Here is a 21,701-nt window from a genome sequence, read left to right as displayed (position 1 = left end):
CGAATCTTATGGCCGTTCTTGAAGTTCGCGATCTTGAGGTTTGTTTTGGGCCTACTAAGATTTTGCGTGGGGTGAGCTTTGATCTTGAGGCTGGGCAGACCCTGGGTGTGGTGGGTGAGTCTGGGTGTGGTAAGTCTCAGACTGGCTTTGCGATCATGGGGATGTTGCAGTTTCCTGGGAAGATCACGGCTGGCTCTATCAAGTTGGACGGGAAGGAGCTGGTTGGGCTTCCGGAGCGGGAGTTGCAGAAGATTCGGGGCGAGCAGATTGCTCTGGTCATGCAGGATCCTTTTACGAGCTTGAACCCGATGATGCGGGTGGGGCACCAGATTGCTGAGGTGCTTCGGTTGCATCGGGGGATGGGGAAGCGGCAGGCTTGGACCGAGGCTATTAACATGCTGGACAAGGTGGGTGTGCCGACTCCGGAGGCGAGTGCGCTGAAGTATCCGCATCAGATGTCGGGTGGTCAGCGGCAGCGTGTGGTGATTGCAATTGCCTTTGCTTGCGAGCCGAAGGTTTTGATTGCAGATGAGCCGACGACGGCTTTGGACGTGACACTTCAGGCCCAGATTTTACGGTTGCTGAACGATCTTCAGAATACGGTGGGGACGGCGGTTATGTTGGTGTCCCATGACATTGGGGCGATTGCTTCGATTTCTCAGCGGATCGCGGTGTTTTATGCCGGAAAGATTGTGGAGATGGGGCCGGCTGCTAAGGTTTTGAAGACTGCGGCGATGCCTTATACGAGGGCGCTTCTGAACGCTTTGCCTCAGGCTGGGAAGAGTCAGTTGGAGGCGATTAGCGGGTATCCGCCTGACTTTGCGCGGATGCCTCAGGGGTGTGCTTTTGGGCCTCGGTGTCCCCTGTTCTTTGATAAGTGTTCGGAGCAGCCACCTTATGTGACGGTGGAGGAAGATCATATTTCTGCCTGCTGGAAGGCTGAGGAAGTCTCAGCTATTCCAGCGGGCGCGCCGATTGGCGTTGAGGGTTAGTCGGTTAGGCCGGGGAGGGTGTTCTTGCTGAAGTCGCTGCTTTGGAGCGGGCGGGGCATGAACTCTACTGGCTCGACCACTTCGACCACGGCTTTGTTCGATTGAACGCCGTGGTCTTTGAATTTACGGGCTGCGGGGAGGACGCGGGACTCTAGGGAGCCGCCGAATTCGTTGTACTTCTTGGTGGCTGCGGTGAGGGCTTTGCCGAGGTTGGTGTAGTGCTCCATCATTGAGCAGACGGAGTCGTAGAGTCTTGCTGCGTCGTCTTGGACTTTCTTGGCGTTTTGGGCGAGTTTTTCTTGTCGCCAGCCGAAGGCTACTGCTCGGAGAAGAGCTAGGAGGGTGGACGGTGTGGCGATTACCACGTTGTTTTGCATCGCTTCTTCGAGTAGGGCAGGGCGGGCTTCGAGGGCTACTCGGAAGGCCGACTCGCTTGGGATGAACATGACGGTGAAGTCTGGGGCTTCTTCGTGTTTGGAGTAGTCCCTTCTTTTGAGTTCTTTGGAGTGCTCGTAGAGCTTGGCGGCGTGTGTGGCGAACATCACCTGCTTGGTGCGCTCGTCTGGCTCTTCTAGTCCTTCTAAGTAGTGTTTTGCGGGGGACTTGGAGTCGATGATGAGGATTCGATCTCCGGGGAGGCGGACGACTGCGTCTGGTCGTTGGCGTGCTTCGGACTCTCCGGTGGTGACTTGTTGTTCGTAGTCTACGTGTTCGTTGAGGCCTGCCATTTCGATGACGCGCTGGAGCACCATTTCGCCCCAGCTGCCTGCGCTTCCCGGGTCTTGGAGGGCTTTGACTAGGCGTGTGGTTTCTTTGGTTAGGCCGATCTGTTGTTGGCCGAGGTTTTTAATTTGTTCGGCGATTTCATGATAGGCGCCCTTGCGGGAGAGTTCCATGTGGTGGGTTTGTTCGTTGAGCTCTTTGAGGCGGTCCTGCATGGGTTTGAGCAGGGTCTCGATGGCTTTTTGGCGTTGGCTGAGGTCGCCTTCTGCGTTCTCTTTGTAGCGTTTGAGGATCTCTTCGGCGGCTTGGGCGAGTTGTTCGGTGCTGTTTTTGAGCGCGTCTGAGGAGAGGGCTTTGAAGGTGTCGGTGAGGCCTTGCTTGGAGTCTTCGAACTGTTTGCGGAGTTCTAGAAGGGCGTTTTCTTTCTCGGCGACTTTGGATTCTAGTTCGGCTTTTTTCTCGCGGAAGCCTGCGATTTCCTCGCGGAGTTCTTGGAGGAGGTTGGCTTGTTCGGCGAGTTCTGATTTGAGGGTGTCTACTTGGGTGGCGCGCTCTTCGAGTCGGGCTTGTTCCGCTTGGGAGGATGCTAGGTTCGCTGAGGCTTGTTTGAGTTCTGCTTCGGCGTCTGTGGCGCGTTTTTCTAGGGGTTCGAGCTTTGCTTTCGATAGCTGTGATGCGCCGTACCAGCCCGCGGCCAGTCCGATACCGACTCCCAAAAGAGGCCACACAAGTTCCATTACCTATTAGGATACAGGTTCTGGCCTGGTTTCCATTCATCGTGGTAGCCTGCAAGTATGCTGAAACCTCCGCCGAAGGCGCCTGGAGCTCGTTTGCGCGAACTGATGTCGAACGGGACGGTGTTGATGCCTGGTGTATTTAATGCGATCAGCGCTGTGTCGGCTACGAAAGCGGGAGCTTCTGCTCTGTATTTGAGTGGGGCGGGCGTTACGAATGCGAATCTTGGGGTGCCGGATATTGCTTTGGCGACTTTGACTGAGTTTGCGCAGCAGGCTGCTTATGTGACGGGCGTGAGTCCTGTGCCGGTGATTAGTGATGCGGACACGGGGTTTGGATCGGTCCACAACGTGGTTCGGACGGTGATTGAGATGGAGCGAGCGGGGTTGGCGGGGATCCATTTGGAGGATCAGGCCAGTCCGAAGCGGTGCGGGCATTTGGATGGGAAGTCATTGGTGGAGCCGAGTGAGATGGCTTCTAAGATCCGCGCGGCGGTTGAGAGTAAATCCGACTCTAGTTTTATGATCGTGGCTCGGACGGATGCGCGTGGGGTGGAGGGGATTGAGGCTGCTATTGAGCGGGCGAAACTGTACGTAGAAAACGGTGCGGACGCCGTTTTTCCGGAAGGGCTTGCTAGCGAAGCGGAGTTTGAGCAGTTTCGGAAAGCTTTGAAAGTGCCTTTGATGGCGAACATGACGGAGTTTGGGAAGACCCCCATTATTTCGACCGGCCGTTTTGCGGAGTTGGGATATGAGATGGTGATTTTTCCGATGACGGCGTTTCGTTTGATGCTGAAAACGCTTGATGATGGTTATGAGGAGCTACTTTCTAAGGGCACTCAAGCCGATATGTTAGTACGTATGCGAACTCGTGCGGAGTTGTACGAGCGTATCGATTACAGTGAATACGATGCCCAGGACCGTAAATGGGCTCAAAAGGATTAAGTCATTGACCGGATTGTTTAATGTTGAACGATCTTTAAGGATTGCTTCTCGTGTAGGTAGAATCCCTTCACGTTAGGACTCGAAGAGGAACCGAATGAGCGCTACCGCGACCCAGTATCCAAATTACAGCCCCGGCCTCGAAGGTGTGCCAGCTGGCATCACCCATATTAGTGAAATTGATAGCGACCGAAGTAGTTTGCAATATCGTGGATATGATGTCCACGAGTTAGCAGAGCACGGATGCTACGAAGAGACCTCGTTCCTGTTGATCCACGGGCACCTGCCGACCCAGGCAGAGTTAGATGCCTATAAAGGACGATTAGCAGCGGAGCGAGAAGTTCCTGAAGCAGTTAATGACGCTTTGAGGGCGCTTCCCAAGACCGCGCATCCGATGGATTACATCCGCACGGCGTTTAGTGTGATCGCAGCGTTCGATCCCGACTATTCTGCTCCTTCCACCGATAATGCTGCGAACATCCGCAAGGCTGAGCGCATTATTGCGAAGGCTAGCACTTTGGTTGCCAACGGGCACCGAATCCGCAATGGTCAGCCGACTCTGAAGCCTAAGCCGGAGCATGGCATTGCGCAGAGCTTCCTGTATCTTCTCAGCGGAGAGGAGCCAGACGAATACACTCGCAAGATCTTTGACGCATCGCTGACGCTTTATGCGGAGCATTCGTTCAACGCTTCTACCTTTGCTTGCCGTGTGTGTGTGAGTACTCTGAGCGATCTGTACAGTGGCATCGTGACGGGTATTTCTACTCTGCGCGGTCCTTTGCACGGTGGTGCGAACGAAGAGGCGATGCACATGATTCTCGACATCGGCACCCCTGAGAATGCTCAGGCTTGGATTGACGATGCGCTTGAGAACAAGAAGAAAGTGATGGGCTTTGGGCACCGTGAGTACAAGAAGGGCGATTCTCGCGCTATGTACCTCACCAAGTTGGCCAAGGAGATCGGCGTTCACAAGGGGAACACTTCCTATGGACAGATTGCTGACATCCTTGAGAAGACGATGTTGGAGAAGAAAGGGCTGCACCCTAACGTTGACTTCCCAGCTGCGTACTCTTACTACCTGCTTGGTATTCCCATTGAGCTTTACACGCCGATCTTTGTGGTTGCACGTGTTTCGGGCTACACCGCTCATGCGATTGAGCAGCTGGCCAACAACCGGTTGATTCGGCCGAAGTCGATCTACGAAGGGAATTCGAATCTTCCTTACGTTGAGATCGCGAACCGCTAAGATCTGTTCCTGAATTAAGAGCCCGTTTCGAAAGTCCACGACTTTTGGATCGGGCTCTTTTTTTCGTTTGTGCCTTCGAAGGTCACCGTGTATTTGGTGTGGCTTTTGAGGGGTTTGGTTGGGAGGATGAATGCGGCGAAGGTGAGTTCGTCGTCCATGCCTGGGGAGTTGAGCAGGCAGTCCACTTTGTTTCCTGCGGCGTCGGTTAGGGTGAATTGGGTGACGTTGAGGGCTGCGTTGTCTTTGCCAAAGATGGCGAGCATGATGGGGAAGCCGACTGGGGCTTCGATGCCTGGATGGAGTCGGAGGGGGTTGGGGCGCTCTCGGCAGTCCCAGGTTGTGGGTACTCCGGATTCTCCGTCTGCTGGGGAGGCGACGACTGCGGTTTGTGTGGAGCCTTGGAAGAGGGCAGAGGCGCGTGCGGGAGCTGCACCGAAGCCGATTTGGAGTGTGCCTGGCTGGAGAAATGGCAGGCGGTGGTAGGGGGCTGTGTAGAGGTTGGCGACGATGCCTTTGGGTCCTTCGAGCGTGTAGGTGAGTCCTTCCCAGGAGCTGCCGCCCCAGCCGTAGGCTTCGAGGCGGTCGGAGGGGGATCCTCCTGTGAAGCCGGGGTCTGTGGGGCGCTCGCCGTGGCCGGTGACGTGGTTGTTGGCCATGTATTCGGCGTGGCTTTGCGCGGCGGCGTTCATCCTTTTGTCCATGACGAAACTTTCGAGACCTAGCTTTTGGCGTTGGTTGTTGGCTTCGGCTAGGAGTTCGAGTTGTGTGGCGGAGGGCTCGGGGAGTTCGACCATGGCTTTTTCGGCGACGGTGGTTTGCCAGTGTCTTTTGAACTTGAAGAGACCTTTGAAGGTGACTTCGCACTCGACTTGGTGTTTGCCGGTGGTGAGGGGCGTGGGTGGGGTGTAGTGGAGGGAACGGGAGGTGGGGTCGTAGGAGGTTGCGACTGTTTTGCCGTCGACGACCATGGTTGCGGCGCTGACGTCACCTTGTTCGGACCAGACTTCCCAGCGAATGGTGGGTTTTGCGTAGCGAAGCTCGACCTTTGGGCCGTAGAATCCTGTACGGGCCTCGAACGTGGAACCGTTCTGAGTCATGCACATTGCAACGAGTAAAAAAGCACCTAAGATAGCCGGGCGTCTGTAACCCACGTTTTCTCTCCTGCCAAAAAAATATATCGGAATAAAATGATCGGAACTTCTTGAGCAAAAGCCGATGATTTCCATTATAGGCCTTATGGGTAAATGAGAGAAAATTATCCGTATCGTCGCACGTCTTGAGTTTCGCAGTCGTCTCTCTCTAGTAAGTATCAGGACTTCACCCGTCGAATGAGTTCGCTTCCCGCAGCCCTAGGCCAATACCAAATCATTCGCGAGATCGCGCGCTCGAACGACATCGTTTATGAAGCGTACGATCCGCTGATGAACCGTCGTGTTGCCATTAAAGAGCTGGCGATGCCCAATGGCGCGACTCCTCAGCAGAAGGAAGAGCGGATTTCTCGGTTTAAGCGTGAGGCTCAGGCTGCGGGGACTTTGAACCATCCGAACATCATGACGGTGTTCAGTTTCGCTGAGGATGGCGACCGCATCTTCATGGCGATGGAGTATCTCGATGGCAACACGTTGCGTAACGAGATCGATACGAAGGGGCCTTTGTCGCAGGATCGCGCGATTGAGATTACGAAGGCGATTCTTGCTGGCTTAGACCATGCGCACAGCAAGGGTGTTATTCACCGGGACATCAAGCCGGACAACATTCAGATTTTGAGTAATGGTCAGATCAAGATTACTGACTTTGGCATTGCTCGTCTCATTTTTCAGCCGAACCTGACGATGGATGGTCAGGTGTTTGGAACGCCTAGTTATATGTCGCCTGAGCAGGTGGTTGGTCGGGATATTGACCAGCGGAGCGACATTTTTAGCGTGGGCGTGGTGCTGTACGAACTGCTGGCGGGTCGGAAGCCGTTTGGTGGGGATAGCGTGGTGACGATCACCTACGCGATTATGAATAAGGAGCCGGACCACCTTCCGAACGTGGGTTACGCTCTTTGGCAGGTTGTTACGAAGGCGCTGGAGAAGAGCACACCGATGCGGTTTGCTTCGGCGAAAGACATGATCCAGGCGTTGGATGATGCGACGATGGCGGAGCCCGGGATTATGCCGAACGCTCTGCCGAGCGTGTTTAACAATCTTCCCCCGTCTCCTTATCAGCAACCTTATCCCCAGCAACCTAATGCTCAGCAGGGGCCGATCAATACGCCTTATGGGTATGGGCCACCTCCGGGGGCGAATCCTTACGGGAACCAGTACAACCAGCCTCCTACTCCACCTCCTCAGGTGATGCCCGCGTACTCTTATAACCCGTATCAGACGGGTGGTGGCGCAATGCCGCCGCATACGCCTCAGATGGGTATGCCGCTGCCTGGCATGCCGCCTCCTGGGCAGATCCCGGTTTACTATCCGCCTCCGCCACGGCAGCCTCTTTTGAAGCCGGAGACTACTGCTTTTCTGAAGAAGCTAGCGGTGACTTTCTTAGTGTTAGGGACGCTGTTCTTGCTGTTGCTGGTGGGGACGCAGGCGTTGGTTCAGGCTTTCAACCGCATGAGTGCGGAGCAGGAGGCTCAGAAGGCTCGCAACGCTTTGGTAGCGGATAGCACGAGTTCTCCGGAGGAGCAGCTTGAGAAGTGGTTGAAGCTGAAAGAGAAGTCACCGAATGGTCAGGACAGTGCTCAGACGGATGCGGCGATTGCGGCGCTCTACGAGAAGATAGGTAAGAACCGGCGGGAGGAGGGCAAGTTTGAAGAAGCTGAGTCTAACTTCCGGAAAGCTGCGGATGTGGACTCTCACAACCCGGCGCCTTACACGGACCTTGGCGACCTTTACTCCCGACGTGCTTCTGGTGAGAATGACCTATCGGCGCGGGCGGAGTTGTATGGACAGAGCTCTCGGGAGTGGTTGAAGGCTTATACCCAGGAGACGAACACTCAGCAGAAGCAGATGGATTTGGATGCTGCTGCGGAGAGTGCTTTCTTGTACGGCACCAATGCCCGCAACACGGGGAATGCGCAGTTGATGCAGGATTCCCGGACTTTGCTCGAAGAGATTGAGCCTCGATTGTCGCCGGGCGACCGCAAGATTAGGATCGCCCAGTTGATCGAAACGCTACGCTAGGCCTTTGGTTAGGCCGCCGTCTACTAGCATGTTGGTTCCCGTGATGTAGCTGGCTTGTTTGGAGCAGAGGAATACTGCTGCTGCAGCGATCTCTTCCGGTGTGGCCAGGCGTTTCATTGGGACTTCTTCGCCTTGCTTGACCAGGGCTTCCTCCGGGGTGATTCCGTCTCTTTCTGCACGTATGTCTGCTAAGTGGCGTTGGCGGTCCGTGAGGGTGTGGCCGGGTAGGACTCCGTTGACCGTGATGCCTGCTGGAGCGAGCTCGGTGGCTTGTAGTCTGGTGAGGGCCATGATGCCTGCTCGCAGGGTGGAGGAGATGGGGAGCATGCGGGAGGGTTCTTTGGCCACGAGGGATGTGATGTGGACGATTCGGCCCCATCCGCTTTGGGTCATGTCGTCCTCGACCAGGCGTACTAGGCGGACGATGTTCATGAGGGTGCTGTCGAAGCCGAGTTGCCATTGGGCGTCTTCGAGGGTGTTGAGCGCGCCTGCGGGAGGTCCGCCGGTGTTGGTTACGAGGATATCGACTGGGCCGAGGTCTTGTTTGGTTTGGTCGTACCACCAGGCGATGTCTTCTGCGCTGGTGATGTCGACGACGTAGGAGCGTGTTTCGCCGCCGATTTCGGATGCGGCTGCTTCGAGTATCTCTTCGTTTCGGGCGCAGATGGAGACGTTGCAGCCTTCTTCTGTGAGCATTTTGGCGATGGCCAAGCCGATGCCTTTGCTGGCTGCGGCGACCATGGCGACCTTCCCTTGTAGACCCAATTCCATTGTTCGAGTTTACACGTTGGGTCTGTGTGAAGGATAAAGGAATCAATTCGTACGTGATCCCTAGGCATCCTTGGGGCTAAATCGGATATGATTTTAGAGACCTTGGCTGGAGAGATGGCAGAGTGGTCTATTGCACCTGTCTTGAAAACAGGAGTGGCGCAAGTCACCAGGAGTTCGAATCTCCTTCTCTCCTCCAGTTTTACTCCCCTTCTTTGGCTAGTTTGAGGCGTGTTGCCTTGGGCAGCTTCTTTAGCACTTGTTCGTAGGAGTGCTGAATCATTTCCTGTAGATCTTCTGGTGGGACGGTTCCGTCTAGGGCTATTGAGTTCCAGTGTTTCTTGTTGAGGTGCCATCCGGGTGTGACGGCGGGGAACTGTTGCCTTAGGATGATGGCGAGCCTCGGTTCGCATTTGAGGCTGATGAATGGTTTTTCTGCGTCGGCCTTTAGGAGTGCGAAGATCAGGCCTTCTATGCGATAGACATCGGTTTCGATCCCGAACGGGTGATCTTCGGTGGCCTCTGGGAGGCTGAGGGCGAAGGACCTGACCTGTTGGGGTGTCATGGCCTATTTTACGTTGACTTGCACTTTCTAGTCTTCGAGTTTTCCTCTGCTTGTCGGGGTCGTAGATTCGTGTTTATTTTGCTGGGTACCAATGGAATTGTATTAGGTGGGTGTGAATTACACGTGATAGTGCAAGTTTATCGTTTAACGTTATATGAAATTAATCTAATAAGTGACTGTTGTAATAGTTCTTGCGGTGATAAGATGATGGAATTCTGATCAGGTTCCAACGAAGGGACTTGAGGGAGCACAATATGGTGGAAAGAAAGACCGTTCAGACTCACTTGCACTTTGACCTTGGCTTTGTAGCTGAAGGCGTGCCGGTTACCTTACAAGTTGGAAAAGACAGGTTGGTGCTTAATCGGCACACCCCAGAGTCTCGGGCTACGCATCGTTCACTGAATTGCGCTCTCCAGCACATTCCGGATCAGCATCTTACGCACTACGTTGAGAATGTTCATGTTTCCGAGTCGTACGCTCAGCTGTTGTTGGTGACGGCACCTTCTAAGGTCCCGGGGGCGAAGTTGAATACTTTGCTGCTCACTGCGATTCACGTTCCGAAGAAGGCGCGTATTGCTTTACACGAGCGGCATCGGCAGACTGGGGATCCTCGGGCTAATTTTGCTCATCCTAAGTTTGCGAAGCACGGGGTGAAGTTGAGTGCGGCTGATGATCCGAGTCCGATCATTGATGTTCACGACTACAAGACGGCTTTTGATGCTGCGGTTGCGATCTGTTTCCACCATGCGGAGATGGTGAACATTGGCGGGAATACCAGCGCGACGGTCACCAACATCATTGAGTATTCCAATGGCATTAGCGACCTGGCGGAGCAGATCTATTTCCAGGCTTTGCAGCATCAAAAAGATCCGACTAATCAGAACTGGACTTACGAGACGCCTTATTTGGATCCGAACTTTAAGCCGACGGATTCGAACTACTACAACTGGTCGGACATTACGAAGCAGTGGACTGTTGGGCCGATGTCGGACAGTTTGAAGAAGGTGAAGAATGAGCCTTCGTTGGAGTCTACGCAGACCAATGCCGGGACTTACACCGTGCAGGATGGAACCACGCAGGTTACTGCGCCTCAATCGACTTCTTATCATCCGATGACGCGGCGGTTGGCGGAGGATTCGAGCAGTAGTTATTGGACTGTCAACAGTCTTACTCCTCTTCACGGGTTCTCACAGAGCGGCGATATGTCGTTCACCAACAACACGTTTAGCATTGATTACACGAACTCTTGGCTGCGTTGGTTGTCTGGGTATGTGGAGTTCTTGGGGCCGGATGGGTCGCCTGTTGTGCCGGATGGTTGGGTTTCTCAGGTGCCTGCATCTTTGGGTGAGTTTTATGACTCGCCTACCAAGAAATTTGTGCAGATCTTCTCCTCGGTGAATACGATTCTTGCGATTCCTGTGGGGGCGAATCCGGCGACGATTAGCTTCCCTTGGCCTTCGAATGCTAGCTCCGTGATGATTTACGCGGGTGGTATTGGGCGCACGGGTGGTATTCAGGGAGCAGACGGCAAGTATTACGGCAGTTGGGATGCTCAGGTTTGTACTCCTGGCGCGGTGATGACGGGCATCTTTAACTTTGGAATCCCGACGGCTTGTTTGATGTTTGCGGCTGCGGTTGAGATGTCATCTCTGAACGAGATTGCGAAGACGATTTTCTCGACGGTGCTGGACATTGCGGTTGCGATCGTTTCGGGCCCTGTGGTGACGGCGATTGCGGGTGGCGATACCTTGACGCTGATGTCTGCGTTTGCGGATTTGATCCCTCGGCTGTTGTTGGATGCCACGGAGCTGGCGGTTTGGATGTCGGCTGAGATTGCTGAGGGTGCGGCTGAGGAGGCGACTCCGATCTTTGGTTGGATCGCCATGGCGGTTTCGATCATCACGGATGTTGCGCTGTTGGCTCAGACGAGTGTGGAAGTGGCGCTCTCGCCGGCGACTTTCGAGATCCTTGCTACGCGATCTATTGATGCGACTTGGACATTGCTGCCGGATGCTAATCACCAGAACACTTGGCCTTTGGAGGCGAGTTATTACGAGGTGTCGGCGGTTTATACGGACGGTACGACACGCAAGACCACGGGGCAGATGACGAGTTCGCCTCAGACTGGGCCGATCACGGTTTATTTCAACCAAGAGAATGCGAACCGATTGCCTGCGGGTGGGACCGTTCAGTTCCAGGCGAACTTCTATTCCAGCACGGGCTGGCTGTGTGGATCGGCTAAGACGGCGCAGTTGAATGCGGATGTTTCGGGCAATTTGTTGACGGTTCCTCAGATGAACATTACGGAGAACCTGGTGCCGCTTACGTCTACGACGGTGTACCAGTTTGATCAGAAGCTGACGGTTGATCCGACAACCGGCGCACGTGTATGGACGAATGTGGGTGGTGCTCCTACGGCTACAGTGGCTGATTTGAGTAGCAGCAATATTGGGAACAACCTTGCTCAGTTGGTGAACATGACGATTAGCCAGCAGACGAGTGAGATCGGCTATACGTGGGAGGCTTCGGGGCAGAACATTCCGTTGCTGGATCAAGGCTCGGGTAACTACAGCGGGCAGATGTATACATTCCAGGCGATTGATGACCGCACGACGCCGGATGCTGCGCTTAAGTTTGTGCCTGCTGGTTTGACGGCTAAGCCGCTTCTGTTGTTTGATCTGGACGGGCCGAGCTCTGGGATTGGGAACAACTTCTGGGTGGATCCTCGGCAGGGGCTTTATCACATTCGCCAGGTGACCGTTGCTGGAACTGGGGAGTTTAACCTTGCGACGGGCCAGAGTTGGGGTCGGTTTAATGAGCAGATTGACTCTGCGATTGTTCACCCAACTGGTTATGTTGTGGGTGTTAGCACGGCGAACAGCAAGTTGGAAGTGCTTCGGATTGGTGCTGCGGCTGTGGCGGATGCGGATGCTCCTCTGGCCAATATGTACTCGGGGTACGGCACTCGGCCGGGTCTGATTCACATCCCGATTGGTGTGGCTGCGTTGCCTTCTGCCGGTGTGGTGGTGTTGGAGGCGGCTGATTCGAATTTGCCGAACGCGGGTGCTCGGTTGCAGGCGTTTGATCTGTTTGGCAATCCGGCTCCGATCTTTGCCGGTTCGTCTTCTGTGGCTTCGTTGAAGTTGGAGCAGTCTCCGGTGACGCTGTTGGATATTGCGGTGGAGGCGAAGGGCTACATCTATGTTCTGAAGTACATCAACGATGGCTCGCTGCCTACGGAGTACTTCCTCGATATTTATAACCCCGATGGATCTTGGTTGACTCAGACGGCTGGGTTGACGGCTGCGAAGATGAATGTCGATCTGTGGAGGACGATGTATACGCTCAATTTTGAGACGATTGTGAAGCCCGATGGTGGGCGAACGGAGCCTTCTGTGAGCATATGGTTGCCGTCGACTCCGACGATGGGAGCGGATTCGGTGTTCTCGGAGACTTTTGTATCTGTGCACATGTCGCGCAAGTCTGTTTTGTAATTGTCCCAACACGCAAAAAAGAAAAAGGAATCACTATGTCATTACAAGGAATCACCGTTGCAATGTCGCCAAGCGGGCTTCAGTATTTCACGCAGTCTATGTTAGCCAGCACGATTGCTCAAGCGTTGGGCAGTCTTATTCCGCCGGACAATACGATCTCGGTCCCGGATATTTGCATTTCGAGTGGCAAGGGGGGCTCTAGTTGGGATGCCAATATTTCCATCGCACTCTCTGGTGGTGCGATGCATGGATTTGCTCCACAGTTTACGAGTTTGAGTCAGGGGCCGAATGGGCAATTTACGTTGGTCATGACGGCCAGCAATTTCTCAGTTTCGTATAACTGGAACGAGCAGTATGATGCCCAGTTCTGTAGCATTATTGGGTGCCATACAATGTCGCACTACAACAATAACTACGCCTACTCGATTGGCGTGGGGTCGATGGTGATCACCATCGTGTATCAGGTGCAGACTTCGGGGACCAACGTGCAGCTCAACTTTGTGAGTTCCACGCCGGTGATGTCGGGGCTTTCGCCGAACATTCCTTCCAACAGTGTTGTGAATGATGAGGAGTATTCGGGGTGTTTCAGCACTCAGGTGAGTTCATCGACTGCGAATGCGGTGAGTCAGATTCAGTTTGGGCCTGCACTGGCTAACTTGTTGACGCCTCTGTTCAAGACGATCCCTAACTCGGGTGTGATCAATCCCAATATTCAGTTTGGGTTTGCGCTTGGGCCTAGCAGTGTGACATTCTCTAACAACGTGGGAATGGCTGTGGGCGTGACGGGTGTGGCTACGTACAAGGGGACTCAGTATCCGGGGGCGAATCCTCCTCAGCTTGCGCTTCCGTCGGTGCCAACGAATAACCATCTCCACTATTACGCCTCGGACTATACGTTCAACTCGTTGTTCTGGGCTTTCTTCTCGGATGGTGATTTGGTTGCGACGGCGACCCCAGGGAACGTGCCCATTCCCGCGGATATGAACACCTCGTATTACAACAACACCCCTTTGCAGGCGTTGTTTACAGCGTATCCGTACTGTCCGATGACGGCGGATATTACGGCGTTGGTTGCGCCTACGGTTACGTTCCAGCAGGTGTACGATCTCACGGCGACGAACATGGCGCCGTTGCAAAACCAGTTGCCCGCGTCGGCTTGGACGGCACTGCAACTTCTCAAGGGATCGGTGTTCTTGCAGGAGGCTGAGTTTTATTCGGCGCTTCAGAACGTGCTTACGGCTTCTGTGGCGGCTCAGTATAAGACGATCATTGAAGCTGCCGCGCTGATTACGGGTGCGGTGGTGACTCATAGCGAGAACATTGTTTTGAACGTTATCCAGAACGGAAACACGATTCCCGTGATCACCTTCAAGATTCAGGAGACGGATGTTCTTCAGAACTTTGGATTAGGAATAGCAGGGACTACTCAGACGCTTCAGTTTGCGTTCCAGGTGGTGCCGAACCTTACCACGAGCACCTTTATCAGCTCGACGATTCCGGGCATTGATAGTGGTGATTTTGGATATATCTGGAATGGTGTGCTGCAACCTGTTTTCGCCAATCAGTTGTCGAAGATGGGGCAAACGGGTGTGCCGCTTCCTCGTGTTCAGGGATTCAACTTCTTGTTCAGTGGGGCTACGGTTACGCTTAGCCCAGGTTATGCCGAGGTGTTTACGGACGTGGTGAACGTGAATGACACCGGCCAAGTGTTGTATCACATGTCTCAGAACAGGATCGAGCTTGGGGAGCCTATTTCGAGCCATCGAAGGAATGTGAAGAGTCCGAGTTTCCCACTGATCAAGTCGGGACACGAGCTTCTTTAATCTGTTGGTTGCCCCTTCCACGTGACAAGGAGTGGAGGGGGCTTTTCATCTTGTTCTCCTTGAATTGGATTGCTCATGGTTTTTTACGGCAAGTACACGTTCCAGTCCACCAACACGGACGGGCCCAATCTCTACATCACGTCGTCTTCTAACAACGCTGGGCAGACTTATCCGTTTGTTTCTGCTGCTGCGGTTACGGAAATCGAGAAGTTCATTGTCTATCAGAACTCGGATCAGACGTTTACGATTCAGATGGGTAGCTTGTACTACTTATATCCAATTACCGTTGTGGGTTGGCTTGCGGGGACAACGGACATTACGCAGGCGGGGCGGATGGGGATTGTTTCTGAGGGTTCGGGGCTGGTTAAGTTCCAGGTGTATTTGACTGGGCAGAGCAGTCCTTCGGATGTCCGTTATTCGGTGAACGTTCTGCTGCCTTATCTGATTTTTCCGATCCCTGGAGGAGGAGTTGAAGTGGAAGACACGTCAACTTACAACAACTTCACGCAGGTGACGCTTACGCCTTCTTTGGCGACGATTCAGAGTTCTAAGTCGGCTGCTGGGTACGACTTCATCAATGTCGATCTGACGGGTGCGGATCTCACGGGAGTGAACTGCACGGGTGCGAACTTTACGAATGCGACTTTGGACAATGTGGTTTTTAACGGAGCCAATCTGACCGGTGCGACGTTTGTGGGGGCATCGTTTAATGGGACGGACTTTACAGGGGCGACGCTGGATGGGGCTGTGTTTACGGGGACTAATCTCTCTACGGTTAAGTGGGGGCAGGCGATTTCTGCTCAGCGGACGACTTTTGATGAGGTGACGGGAATTGGTTGCACCATTGGATCCTCATCTCTCAAGAAGAGGGCCAATTTTACGGGTGCATCTTTTGTGGGGGCTGATTTTTCTAATTCGGACTTTTCGAATTCGATCATGGTCGGTGCCAATTTGATGCGGTCGGTGTTTGTGGACACGTCGCTGGGAGGCGTGGACTTTACTGCGGCTCAGTTGGGTGGCGTGGATGGGAGTGCGGCGGCTAATTTTTCGTATGCGTACATGCCCAATGTGAAGTTTGATAAGGCGAATCTTTACGGGGTCAGTTTTGTTTCGAGTTCGATTTATGGGGCGCTGACTTCGATGGCGAATGCGGCGACGATGGAGCAGGCGGACTTTTCCAATGCTTATATGGCTGGGATTAACTTGACCAGTGCGACTTTGAAGGGGGCCAAGTTTAGCAACGCTTGCATGATCAATGTGAATCTGACTCAGGCGGATCTTTCGCCGACTCAGTCGGGAAGTATTCGGTCGTCGCTTGTGGGGGCGTGTGTTCAGGGGACGGTGTTTACTGCGGCGAAGCTGCAGAGTGCGGATCTGTCTGGGGCGACGGTGAGCTTTGCGAATTCGACGGTGAATGTTCGGTTTTGCAATCCGGCGTTTGGTGGTCCGTTTCCTCCTCCGCCGCAGTTTGAGCCTTTGAACTGTGTGGCAACGGCGAGTTTGGACTTTACGACTTTGACCGACAGCACGATCTGCCCGAATGGGTTGACGTTGGCGGCCAATCGCTCACAGGGGAATTCGTTGACTCAGATGCTGACGATTCAGTCTCCGGCGACGCAGTGGGTTCCGTTGAGATGTTCGCCCACTGCGGAAGAGTTGGAGTTGATGCAACGGGCTGTGAAGCCTGTTCGTTGGAGTCCGGATGATGTGGTGATTCAGACGGCGCATGCGGTGTTGCCGAAGATGAGTCACCGGCATCTTTACAACCTGAGAGTGCTGGCGGAGGACCCGCTGGTTAGGAAGTACGCCTTTGCCAACCTGGAACTCAGTGCGGAGCGGATGATGGCGATTTTGAAATACAACCGCGTGGTGATGCGGGACCATGGGTGGTCCTTGTGGCCTGTGTATCGGGCGGTGGATCGCAAGTTTATGGGGATTTGTGGGTTCTCCTGGAGCCAGTTGTTTGGTGCGCTGGAGATTCAGACTTCGGTGCTGCCTGAGTTTCGGGGTGATCCGATTGTGAAAGAGGTTCATACGGCGGTGTTGCGGTATGGGTTTGACGTTTTGAAGCTGCCGGTGATCTATGCGACGATTGAAGTGGAGAATGTGGCGGCTCAGCGGTTTGCGGAGCGGGAAGGCTTGAGTGTTTTGCGGAAGGAGTTGCTGGAGGGGATTGTGGAGTGCCTGATCTACTCGATTACTGCGGCGGAGTTTGCGCGCAGGCAGGAAACTGTAGAGTCTGTGTCGGGTGAGAGCATGCGATAGCTGCTAGAATCCTCTGTTGAAGATTGTAAATGACCTGCGGGGTGTGTTGATCACCTGCGATGCGGAATCGGACGGATTGGCCCTTGAGGAGCTGAAGCGTATTCGTGCCGCCAAACTCCCTGGCACCTGGCTGGATACGGGTGATGCCGTGCAGGGGAGCATTCTGCATGTGGACTCTGATGTTGACTTTGAGCAGTTTGCTGCTGAGTTGAATGAGTTTGGGTCTGTGTTTATTCGTCACATTTCGCCTGTTGAGTATCAGATTGAGCTAGCGGGTGCTGAGGTAGATATATCAACTATATGCGGCGTGGTTCCTGAGCTTGCTGCTCGCCTGGATCGCAACAAGAGCTTTTCGGTTCAGTCTCGGATTTTGGGTCAAGGGAAGTTGCCTTACCGGAAGGTGGTTTTGAATGAGACGCTTTCTCAGGCATTAGAGGAAGCAACGGGTGCGCCGATGGACTGTCGGTGGCCGGAGCAGGTTGTTTCGATTTTGTGTACGCCTACTCTGGCTTATGTGGGACTGTCGTTGACGGATCTTAACCGGAGTGGATGGCCTGGTGGGAAGCACCGGTTTAAGCGAGATGATGACCAGGTGAGTCGCGCCGAGTTTAAGTTGCTTGAGGCGTTTAGTGTGTTTGATCTGGAGCTTCCGAGTACGGGGAGGGCGCTGGATATTGGTGCTTCGCCGGGCGGTTGGAGTCGGGTTTTGGCGGAGCGTGGGTTGCAGGTGGATGCGGTGGATCCGGGTGATTTGGACAATCGGCTGCGCGGAAATAAGCGGATTACTCACGTGCGGCGTCGGATTCAGGATTATCCGGTGGGGTCCAAGGTGTTCAGCGTGATTGTGAACGACATGAAGATGGACGCTCGGGATTCGATTGAGATCATGTTGAACTTCTCTAAGAAGCTGACGCCTGATGGGGTTGGGATTATGACTCTGAAGCTGCCTAAGACGGATGGGTCGCCGAGTGCTTCTAAGCGGCTGATCGACATGGTGCGGGACGATTTGAACCGGTTATCGAGTGGGTATGAGGTGATTGGCGCGCGGCAGCTTTATCACAACCGGAGCGAAGTCACAGTTGCGATGCGGTCACTGGGGTCTAGCCTTTGATCGGGTCCAGAATGATTGAGTCTAATCCTGCGTTGTAACCGGATGACGCCGAGGACTTGCCAATGACTTTTAAGGTGAGTTTGTGGGTGCCCTTCTTAAGATGGAGTTTGCCGAGGAGGATGGGAGAGGTGCGTAGGACTCCTGGGCCGACACCATCGATGGGTGCAAACGGGTGGCCATCGAGGCTTGGTTGGAAGGTGCCGTAATCGGCTGCCCTGGTGATGTTGAGCATCACGGCGTACTCGTTGTCTGAGGGAACTGCAAAGGAGAACTTGGCCCAATCCCCGGGCTTATGGGCTTGGAAAAAGGATTGTTTATTTCCGGTCCAACCGCTGCCAAAGGGCTTCATGTCTTGAATCGTCACCCCGCCGATTGAAGCGGTTGTGAGGCGTGTTGCGGGTAGGAGAATGGATTTTTCGGAGACTGGCTGAGCGGCTGGGACGTGTCGGATTGCTACTAGGTCGTTGGCGAATTTCTTGAAATACGCGTAGGGCATCCAGGCGTATCCGTGGTCTGCCCAGTTTGCTCCCCATGAGTTGCGGAAGAGAAATGCGCCTCCGCCGGGCAGGTTGTTGTCGTCTTGGAAGCCGATGAGGGCTACGCAGTGGCCGTCGAAGACCTCGGTGTCTGCGGGCACGTTCATGACAAAGCTGTTGGGGGCGAAGGTTAGTTTGTTTGGCCAGCGCATGCCGATGGCTACGGGGTGTCCGGCGGCGATGTGGTCTTTGACTGATTGAAACTCGGTGCGTGTGACTTGCTTGGATGTATCCCAGAAGCGGATCCAATCGACATCGAAGCACCGGTTTTGGAGGGCTGCCTTTTGTACATCGGGCTTGGCTTCTGCACCAACGCCTGCTGGGCTGGGATCGCCGCCTAGGGCTAATGGGGCTGCTCCGTATCGGTTGAGTGCTCGGTAAGCCCGACCAAAATTGGATCCTTCGGAACCTTCTTTATCGGTCATTCGGGAGGACCATTCGAGGTAGCCGACGGAGAATCGGGTGGTTGGGTTTTGAGCTTGGGCGGCTTCAAATTCGACGATGGAGTTGATGGTGTAGGCCCAGCAGAGTGGGCCGTTTTGGCTGTAGATAGGGAGGCCAGCCGCTTCGTACTTGGCTTTCAGGCTGACTGAATGCTCGCCCAGGGTTGGGCGAGCGAGCAGCATTGCTACGGTGACAAAGAGGCTGACCATGGTGAATCACTTATCGGTTCGGAATGGGAAGGCTGGCAGGCCATCGCTGTTTTGGAGGTTGAGGTCGGTGAACGATGCCCACGCGTATCGGACGGCGGTTGGGTTCGGGACCTTGCTGCTGGAGACGATGATCGAGTTGCCATCGATCTTTGCCTCTGCCCACTGCCACTTGCGGTCTGCGCCGCAGATGGAGAAGCCCCTGGGGGCTTGGCCGTCGAAGGTTTTGAGGCCTTTTGCGTGGGTGAAAGTCAGGCGGGCTGTTGATCCTTCGACTTTCATGCTCTTGAAGGTAGGGCCAGCGAACTCGATCTTCTTGCCGTAGACCTTGGCTTCGGCGACGAGTGCGAGTCTCTTGCCTACGTCTTGCTTGTTCTTGGGGTGGATGTCGGCTTGTTCCCCGATATCGATGGCGGTGGCGATGCCTGCGTTGCGGCTGGTGATGCTTGCGATTTCCTGGGCTTCTCGGAGCTCTGCCCAGCCGTCTTCGCCTGGTTCTTGCTTAGGCTGCATGAAGCCTGCGAGCTGGACGATGAAGAAGGGGAAATCTCCGTGTCCGAAGGTATCTCTCCATGATTGGATCATCGTGGGGAGAAGCGTGGCGTACTGTTTGGCTCTGCCGACGTTGGATTCGCCTTGGTACCAGATGGCACCTTTGACTCCGAAGGGAGCCAATGGGTAGATCATGCCGTTGTAGAGGACTGTGACCTGGTTTGGATTGCTGCGGTAGTCGTAGGGGAGGTAGTTGCTGGCGTCGATCTTGGTTCCGAGTTTGACTTTCCAGTCTCCGGCCAGAGAGATTTTACCGCTGGGAAGTTCCAGTGAGACGGTGTCGTCGCCGCCAGAGAATCCGCCTGGCTGTCCGGTGTCGGTTACTCGGACTGCAATTAGGTTTTTGCCCGGCTTTAGGACGCCAGCTGGCAGCTTGTAGGATCGGAGATCCATTGGGCTATTGGTTGCTCCTACGAGAGTTCCGTTGATCCATGTTGCGTCGTTGTCATCCACGATGAAGTGGAGGACGGCGTTGGAGAGATCGGCGTCAGCTGGGAGTTCGATCGCTTTGCGATACCACACCACGCTGGCGTTGTTGACTAGCTCTGGGAATCCGGATTTTTGGAAGTAGCCTGGGACGTGGGTTGTGTGCCAGTCGGAGTCTGAAGCGGTTGGATCGGACCACTTGGGGCTGGAGTTGGAACCTGGGTCGTTTTTGGCATACCAGGCATCGAGCTGTTGACTGTAGGTGCCGGTGCTGCTTGAAGCGTCTTTCAGTTGTTTGAGCTGAGGGATGAATTCTGGCTGTCGCTGTTCGAGGAACTTTTCTGATGCCCAGGCTTCGGCGATGGTGCCGCCCCATGAGGTGTGGATGAGTCCGATGGGGACGTTGAGGTCTTGGTGGAGTTGTCGACCGAAGAAGTAGCCTACTGCGCTAAACCCACCCCAATCGCCGTCGGTGGCGATGCTTTCTGGGGTGCAGACCTGCCAGCTGGATTCGATGTGTGGAACTGGGGTTGCAGAGATGAGTTTGGGCACTCGGTAGAGGCGGATGTTGGGGTATTTGGCTGCCGCAATTTCTTGCGTGGCATTGGCAATACCAGCGATGCCCATCTCCATGTTGGATTGTCCTGAGCAGATCCATACGTCGCCGAAAGTGACGTTTGAGAACGTTGCGGAGGAGGGGCCAGCTACTGAGAGTGTGTAGGAGCCGCCTGCTGAGAACTTTGGAAGTTTGGTAATCCACTTGCCGGTGGAGTCTGCGGTGGCCTCCACGGTTTTTCCATCGATGGATACTTTGATTTTGGAACCTGGGGTGGTCCAGCCCCAGATGGGGTCGGACATGTCCCTTTGCAAAATCATGTTGTCGCTAAATAGCGGATCGACGAAAGGGTGCGTGCTCGATTGCAGGGTGAGGGCGAATGCCACGACAGCGATAGGCATAGCGCCATGTTACACCTGTTCCCCGCAATATTGAAGGGTCAACTTGCGATCTGGAAGCCGTAGCCTAGTCCTCTTCTGGTTTCCAGTAGGGAGGCGGCGTGTGGAGGCAGTTTGGAGCGGAGTCTGCAGATGTGAATATCGACGGTGCGATCTCCGCCTGCGAACTCGATTCCCCACACGAGGGAAAGGAGTCGGTCGCGATCGAAGAACTTTCCGCGATGGGTGCATAGGAAGCGGAGCAGTTCGAATTCACGCCGAGTGAGGATCATTTCGGCACCGTTGACATCGAAGGCTTTTCCACCTGCCAGATCCAGTGTCAGGTCTGCGAAGGTCAGCATGTCGTTGTCGCGCGATTGGCGAATTTTGAAGAGTTGAAGCGAGACTCGGACGGCGATTTCGGTTGTGTCGTAGGGTGGAAGTAGGAAGTCTTCGAGGTAGGCAGGGAGCTCGGGGAGGGTGAGGTGGTGGGTTGTGATGAGTCCGAGGCACGGGAGTCTGGTTTTTTCTCCCCAGATTTCTTTGAGAATCCACTGGGTGTGTCGGAGAGGAAGGAAGTCGTTTGCTTGGGTGAGATCCGCGATGATCACATCGGGTGGGCGACCTTCGAAGGAGACCCGGATGGCGTCGACTAAGTCGTAGCTGTCTTCATCATAAGAGATGGCAGCGAGATTGTGCCCGGCTAGTCGAAGCGCTTCGCGCAGGGGTGTTTCGGATGACTCAAGAAGAAGGACTCTGGGCATGGCGTGG

15 protein-coding genes and 1 tRNA gene are annotated in these 21,701 nt (G+C 54.5%); 9 read left to right on the top strand and 7 right to left on the bottom strand.

Annotated features, from left to right (window positions below):
• The first annotated feature begins 8 nt into the window (after nt 1–8).
• Complete coding sequence (locus ACZ51B_RS07085; RefSeq protein WP_464296536.1) at nt 9–992, top strand: ABC transporter ATP-binding protein; 984 nt, start codon at nt 9–11, stop codon at nt 990–992.
• Here ACZ51B_RS07085 and ACZ51B_RS07080 read toward each other — a convergent pair.
• Nucleotides 989–2,452 (bottom strand): DNA recombination protein RmuC, encoded by a 1,464-nt coding sequence (locus ACZ51B_RS07080; protein WP_464296535.1) that lies wholly within the window; start codon nt 2,450–2,452, stop codon nt 989–991. The genes ACZ51B_RS07085 and ACZ51B_RS07080 overlap by 4 nt on opposite strands.
• Nucleotides 2,453–2,509: 57 nt before the next feature.
• Here ACZ51B_RS07080 and prpB point away from each other — a divergent pair, with 57 nt between their 5' ends.
• On the top strand, nt 2,510–3,394 hold the full coding sequence (gene prpB / locus ACZ51B_RS07075; protein ID WP_464296534.1) for a methylisocitrate lyase: 885 nt from the start codon (nt 2,510–2,512) through the stop codon (nt 3,392–3,394).
• A gap of 94 nt (nt 3,395–3,488) precedes the next feature.
• On the top strand, nt 3,489–4,637 hold the full coding sequence (locus ACZ51B_RS07070; protein WP_464296533.1) for a citrate/2-methylcitrate synthase: 1,149 nt from the start codon (nt 3,489–3,491) through the stop codon (nt 4,635–4,637).
• A gap of 14 nt (nt 4,638–4,651) precedes the next feature.
• Here ACZ51B_RS07070 and ACZ51B_RS07065 read toward each other — a convergent pair whose 3' ends face one another.
• Nucleotides 4,652–5,734 (bottom strand): CAP domain-containing protein, encoded by a 1,083-nt coding sequence (locus ACZ51B_RS07065; protein ID WP_464296532.1) that lies wholly within the window; start codon nt 5,732–5,734, stop codon nt 4,652–4,654.
• Nucleotides 5,735–5,965: 231 nt separating this feature from the next.
• Between ACZ51B_RS07065 and ACZ51B_RS07060 the strand changes: the two genes are divergently transcribed.
• Nucleotides 5,966–7,807, top strand: a complete 1,842-nt coding sequence (locus ACZ51B_RS07060) for a protein kinase domain-containing protein (protein WP_464296531.1) — start codon at nt 5,966–5,968, stop codon at nt 7,805–7,807.
• Here ACZ51B_RS07060 and ACZ51B_RS07055 read toward each other — a convergent pair.
• Nucleotides 7,799–8,578: an SDR family oxidoreductase gene (locus ACZ51B_RS07055; RefSeq protein ID WP_464296530.1), complete on the bottom strand. Its 780-nt coding sequence runs from the start codon at nt 8,576–8,578 to the stop codon at nt 7,799–7,801. The genes ACZ51B_RS07060 and ACZ51B_RS07055 overlap by 9 nt on opposite strands.
• 108 nt (nt 8,579–8,686) lie before the next feature.
• Between ACZ51B_RS07055 and ACZ51B_RS07050 the strand changes: the two genes are divergently transcribed.
• Nucleotides 8,687–8,774: transfer RNA gene (locus tag ACZ51B_RS07050), tRNA-Ser, on the top strand.
• A 3-nt stretch (nt 8,775–8,777) separates the two neighbouring features.
• On the opposite strand, the gene ACZ51B_RS07045 is transcribed toward ACZ51B_RS07050, so the two are convergent.
• The gene (locus tag ACZ51B_RS07045) at nt 8,778–9,140 is read right to left on the bottom strand and encodes an MmcQ/YjbR family DNA-binding protein (RefSeq protein WP_464296529.1); all 363 of its coding nucleotides are present in this window, start codon (nt 9,138–9,140) and stop codon (nt 8,778–8,780) included.
• Between the two features lie 254 nt (nt 9,141–9,394).
• Here ACZ51B_RS07045 and ACZ51B_RS07040 point away from each other — a divergent pair, with 254 nt between their 5' ends.
• From ACZ51B_RS07040 to ACZ51B_RS07025, 4 genes are all read left to right on the top strand, one after another.
• Complete coding sequence (locus ACZ51B_RS07040; protein ID WP_464296528.1) at nt 9,395–12,634, top strand: hypothetical protein; 3,240 nt, start codon at nt 9,395–9,397, stop codon at nt 12,632–12,634.
• A 35-nt stretch (nt 12,635–12,669) separates the two neighbouring features.
• Nucleotides 12,670–14,457: an LBP/BPI/CETP family protein gene (locus ACZ51B_RS07035; RefSeq protein WP_464296527.1), complete on the top strand. Its 1,788-nt coding sequence runs from the start codon at nt 12,670–12,672 to the stop codon at nt 14,455–14,457.
• A 75-nt stretch (nt 14,458–14,532) separates the two neighbouring features.
• Nucleotides 14,533–16,722, top strand: coding sequence for a GNAT family N-acetyltransferase (locus tag ACZ51B_RS07030; RefSeq protein ID WP_464296526.1), 2,190 nt, complete (start codon nt 14,533–14,535; stop codon nt 16,720–16,722).
• A 16-nt stretch (nt 16,723–16,738) separates the two neighbouring features.
• Entirely contained in the window at nt 16,739–17,833 is a 1,095-nt protein-coding gene (locus ACZ51B_RS07025) for an SAM-dependent methyltransferase (RefSeq protein WP_464296525.1), read from the top strand.
• Here ACZ51B_RS07025 and ACZ51B_RS07020 read toward each other — a convergent pair.
• The 3 genes from ACZ51B_RS07020 to ACZ51B_RS07010 are packed head-to-tail and all read right to left on the bottom strand — an operon-like array spanning nt 17,823 to nt 21,694.
• The gene (locus tag ACZ51B_RS07020) at nt 17,823–19,022 is read right to left on the bottom strand and encodes a C1 family peptidase (RefSeq protein ID WP_464296524.1); all 1,200 of its coding nucleotides are present in this window, start codon (nt 19,020–19,022) and stop codon (nt 17,823–17,825) included. The genes ACZ51B_RS07025 and ACZ51B_RS07020 overlap by 11 nt on opposite strands.
• A 6-nt stretch (nt 19,023–19,028) precedes the next feature.
• On the bottom strand, nt 19,029–20,954 hold the full coding sequence (locus tag ACZ51B_RS07015; protein ID WP_464296523.1) for a sialate O-acetylesterase: 1,926 nt from the start codon (nt 20,952–20,954) through the stop codon (nt 19,029–19,031).
• Between the two features lie 38 nt (nt 20,955–20,992).
• A complete protein-coding gene (locus ACZ51B_RS07010) occupies nt 20,993–21,694 on the bottom strand; it encodes a winged helix-turn-helix transcriptional regulator (RefSeq protein WP_464296522.1) in 702 nt (233 codons plus the stop codon).
• Nucleotides 21,695–21,701 lie beyond the last annotated feature (7 nt).

This window comes from Fimbriimonas sp. LA-C6 (assembly GCF_055398105.1).
Note: the sequence above shows the minus strand (reverse complement) of the source record. Positions and strands in the feature narration are given on the sequence as shown.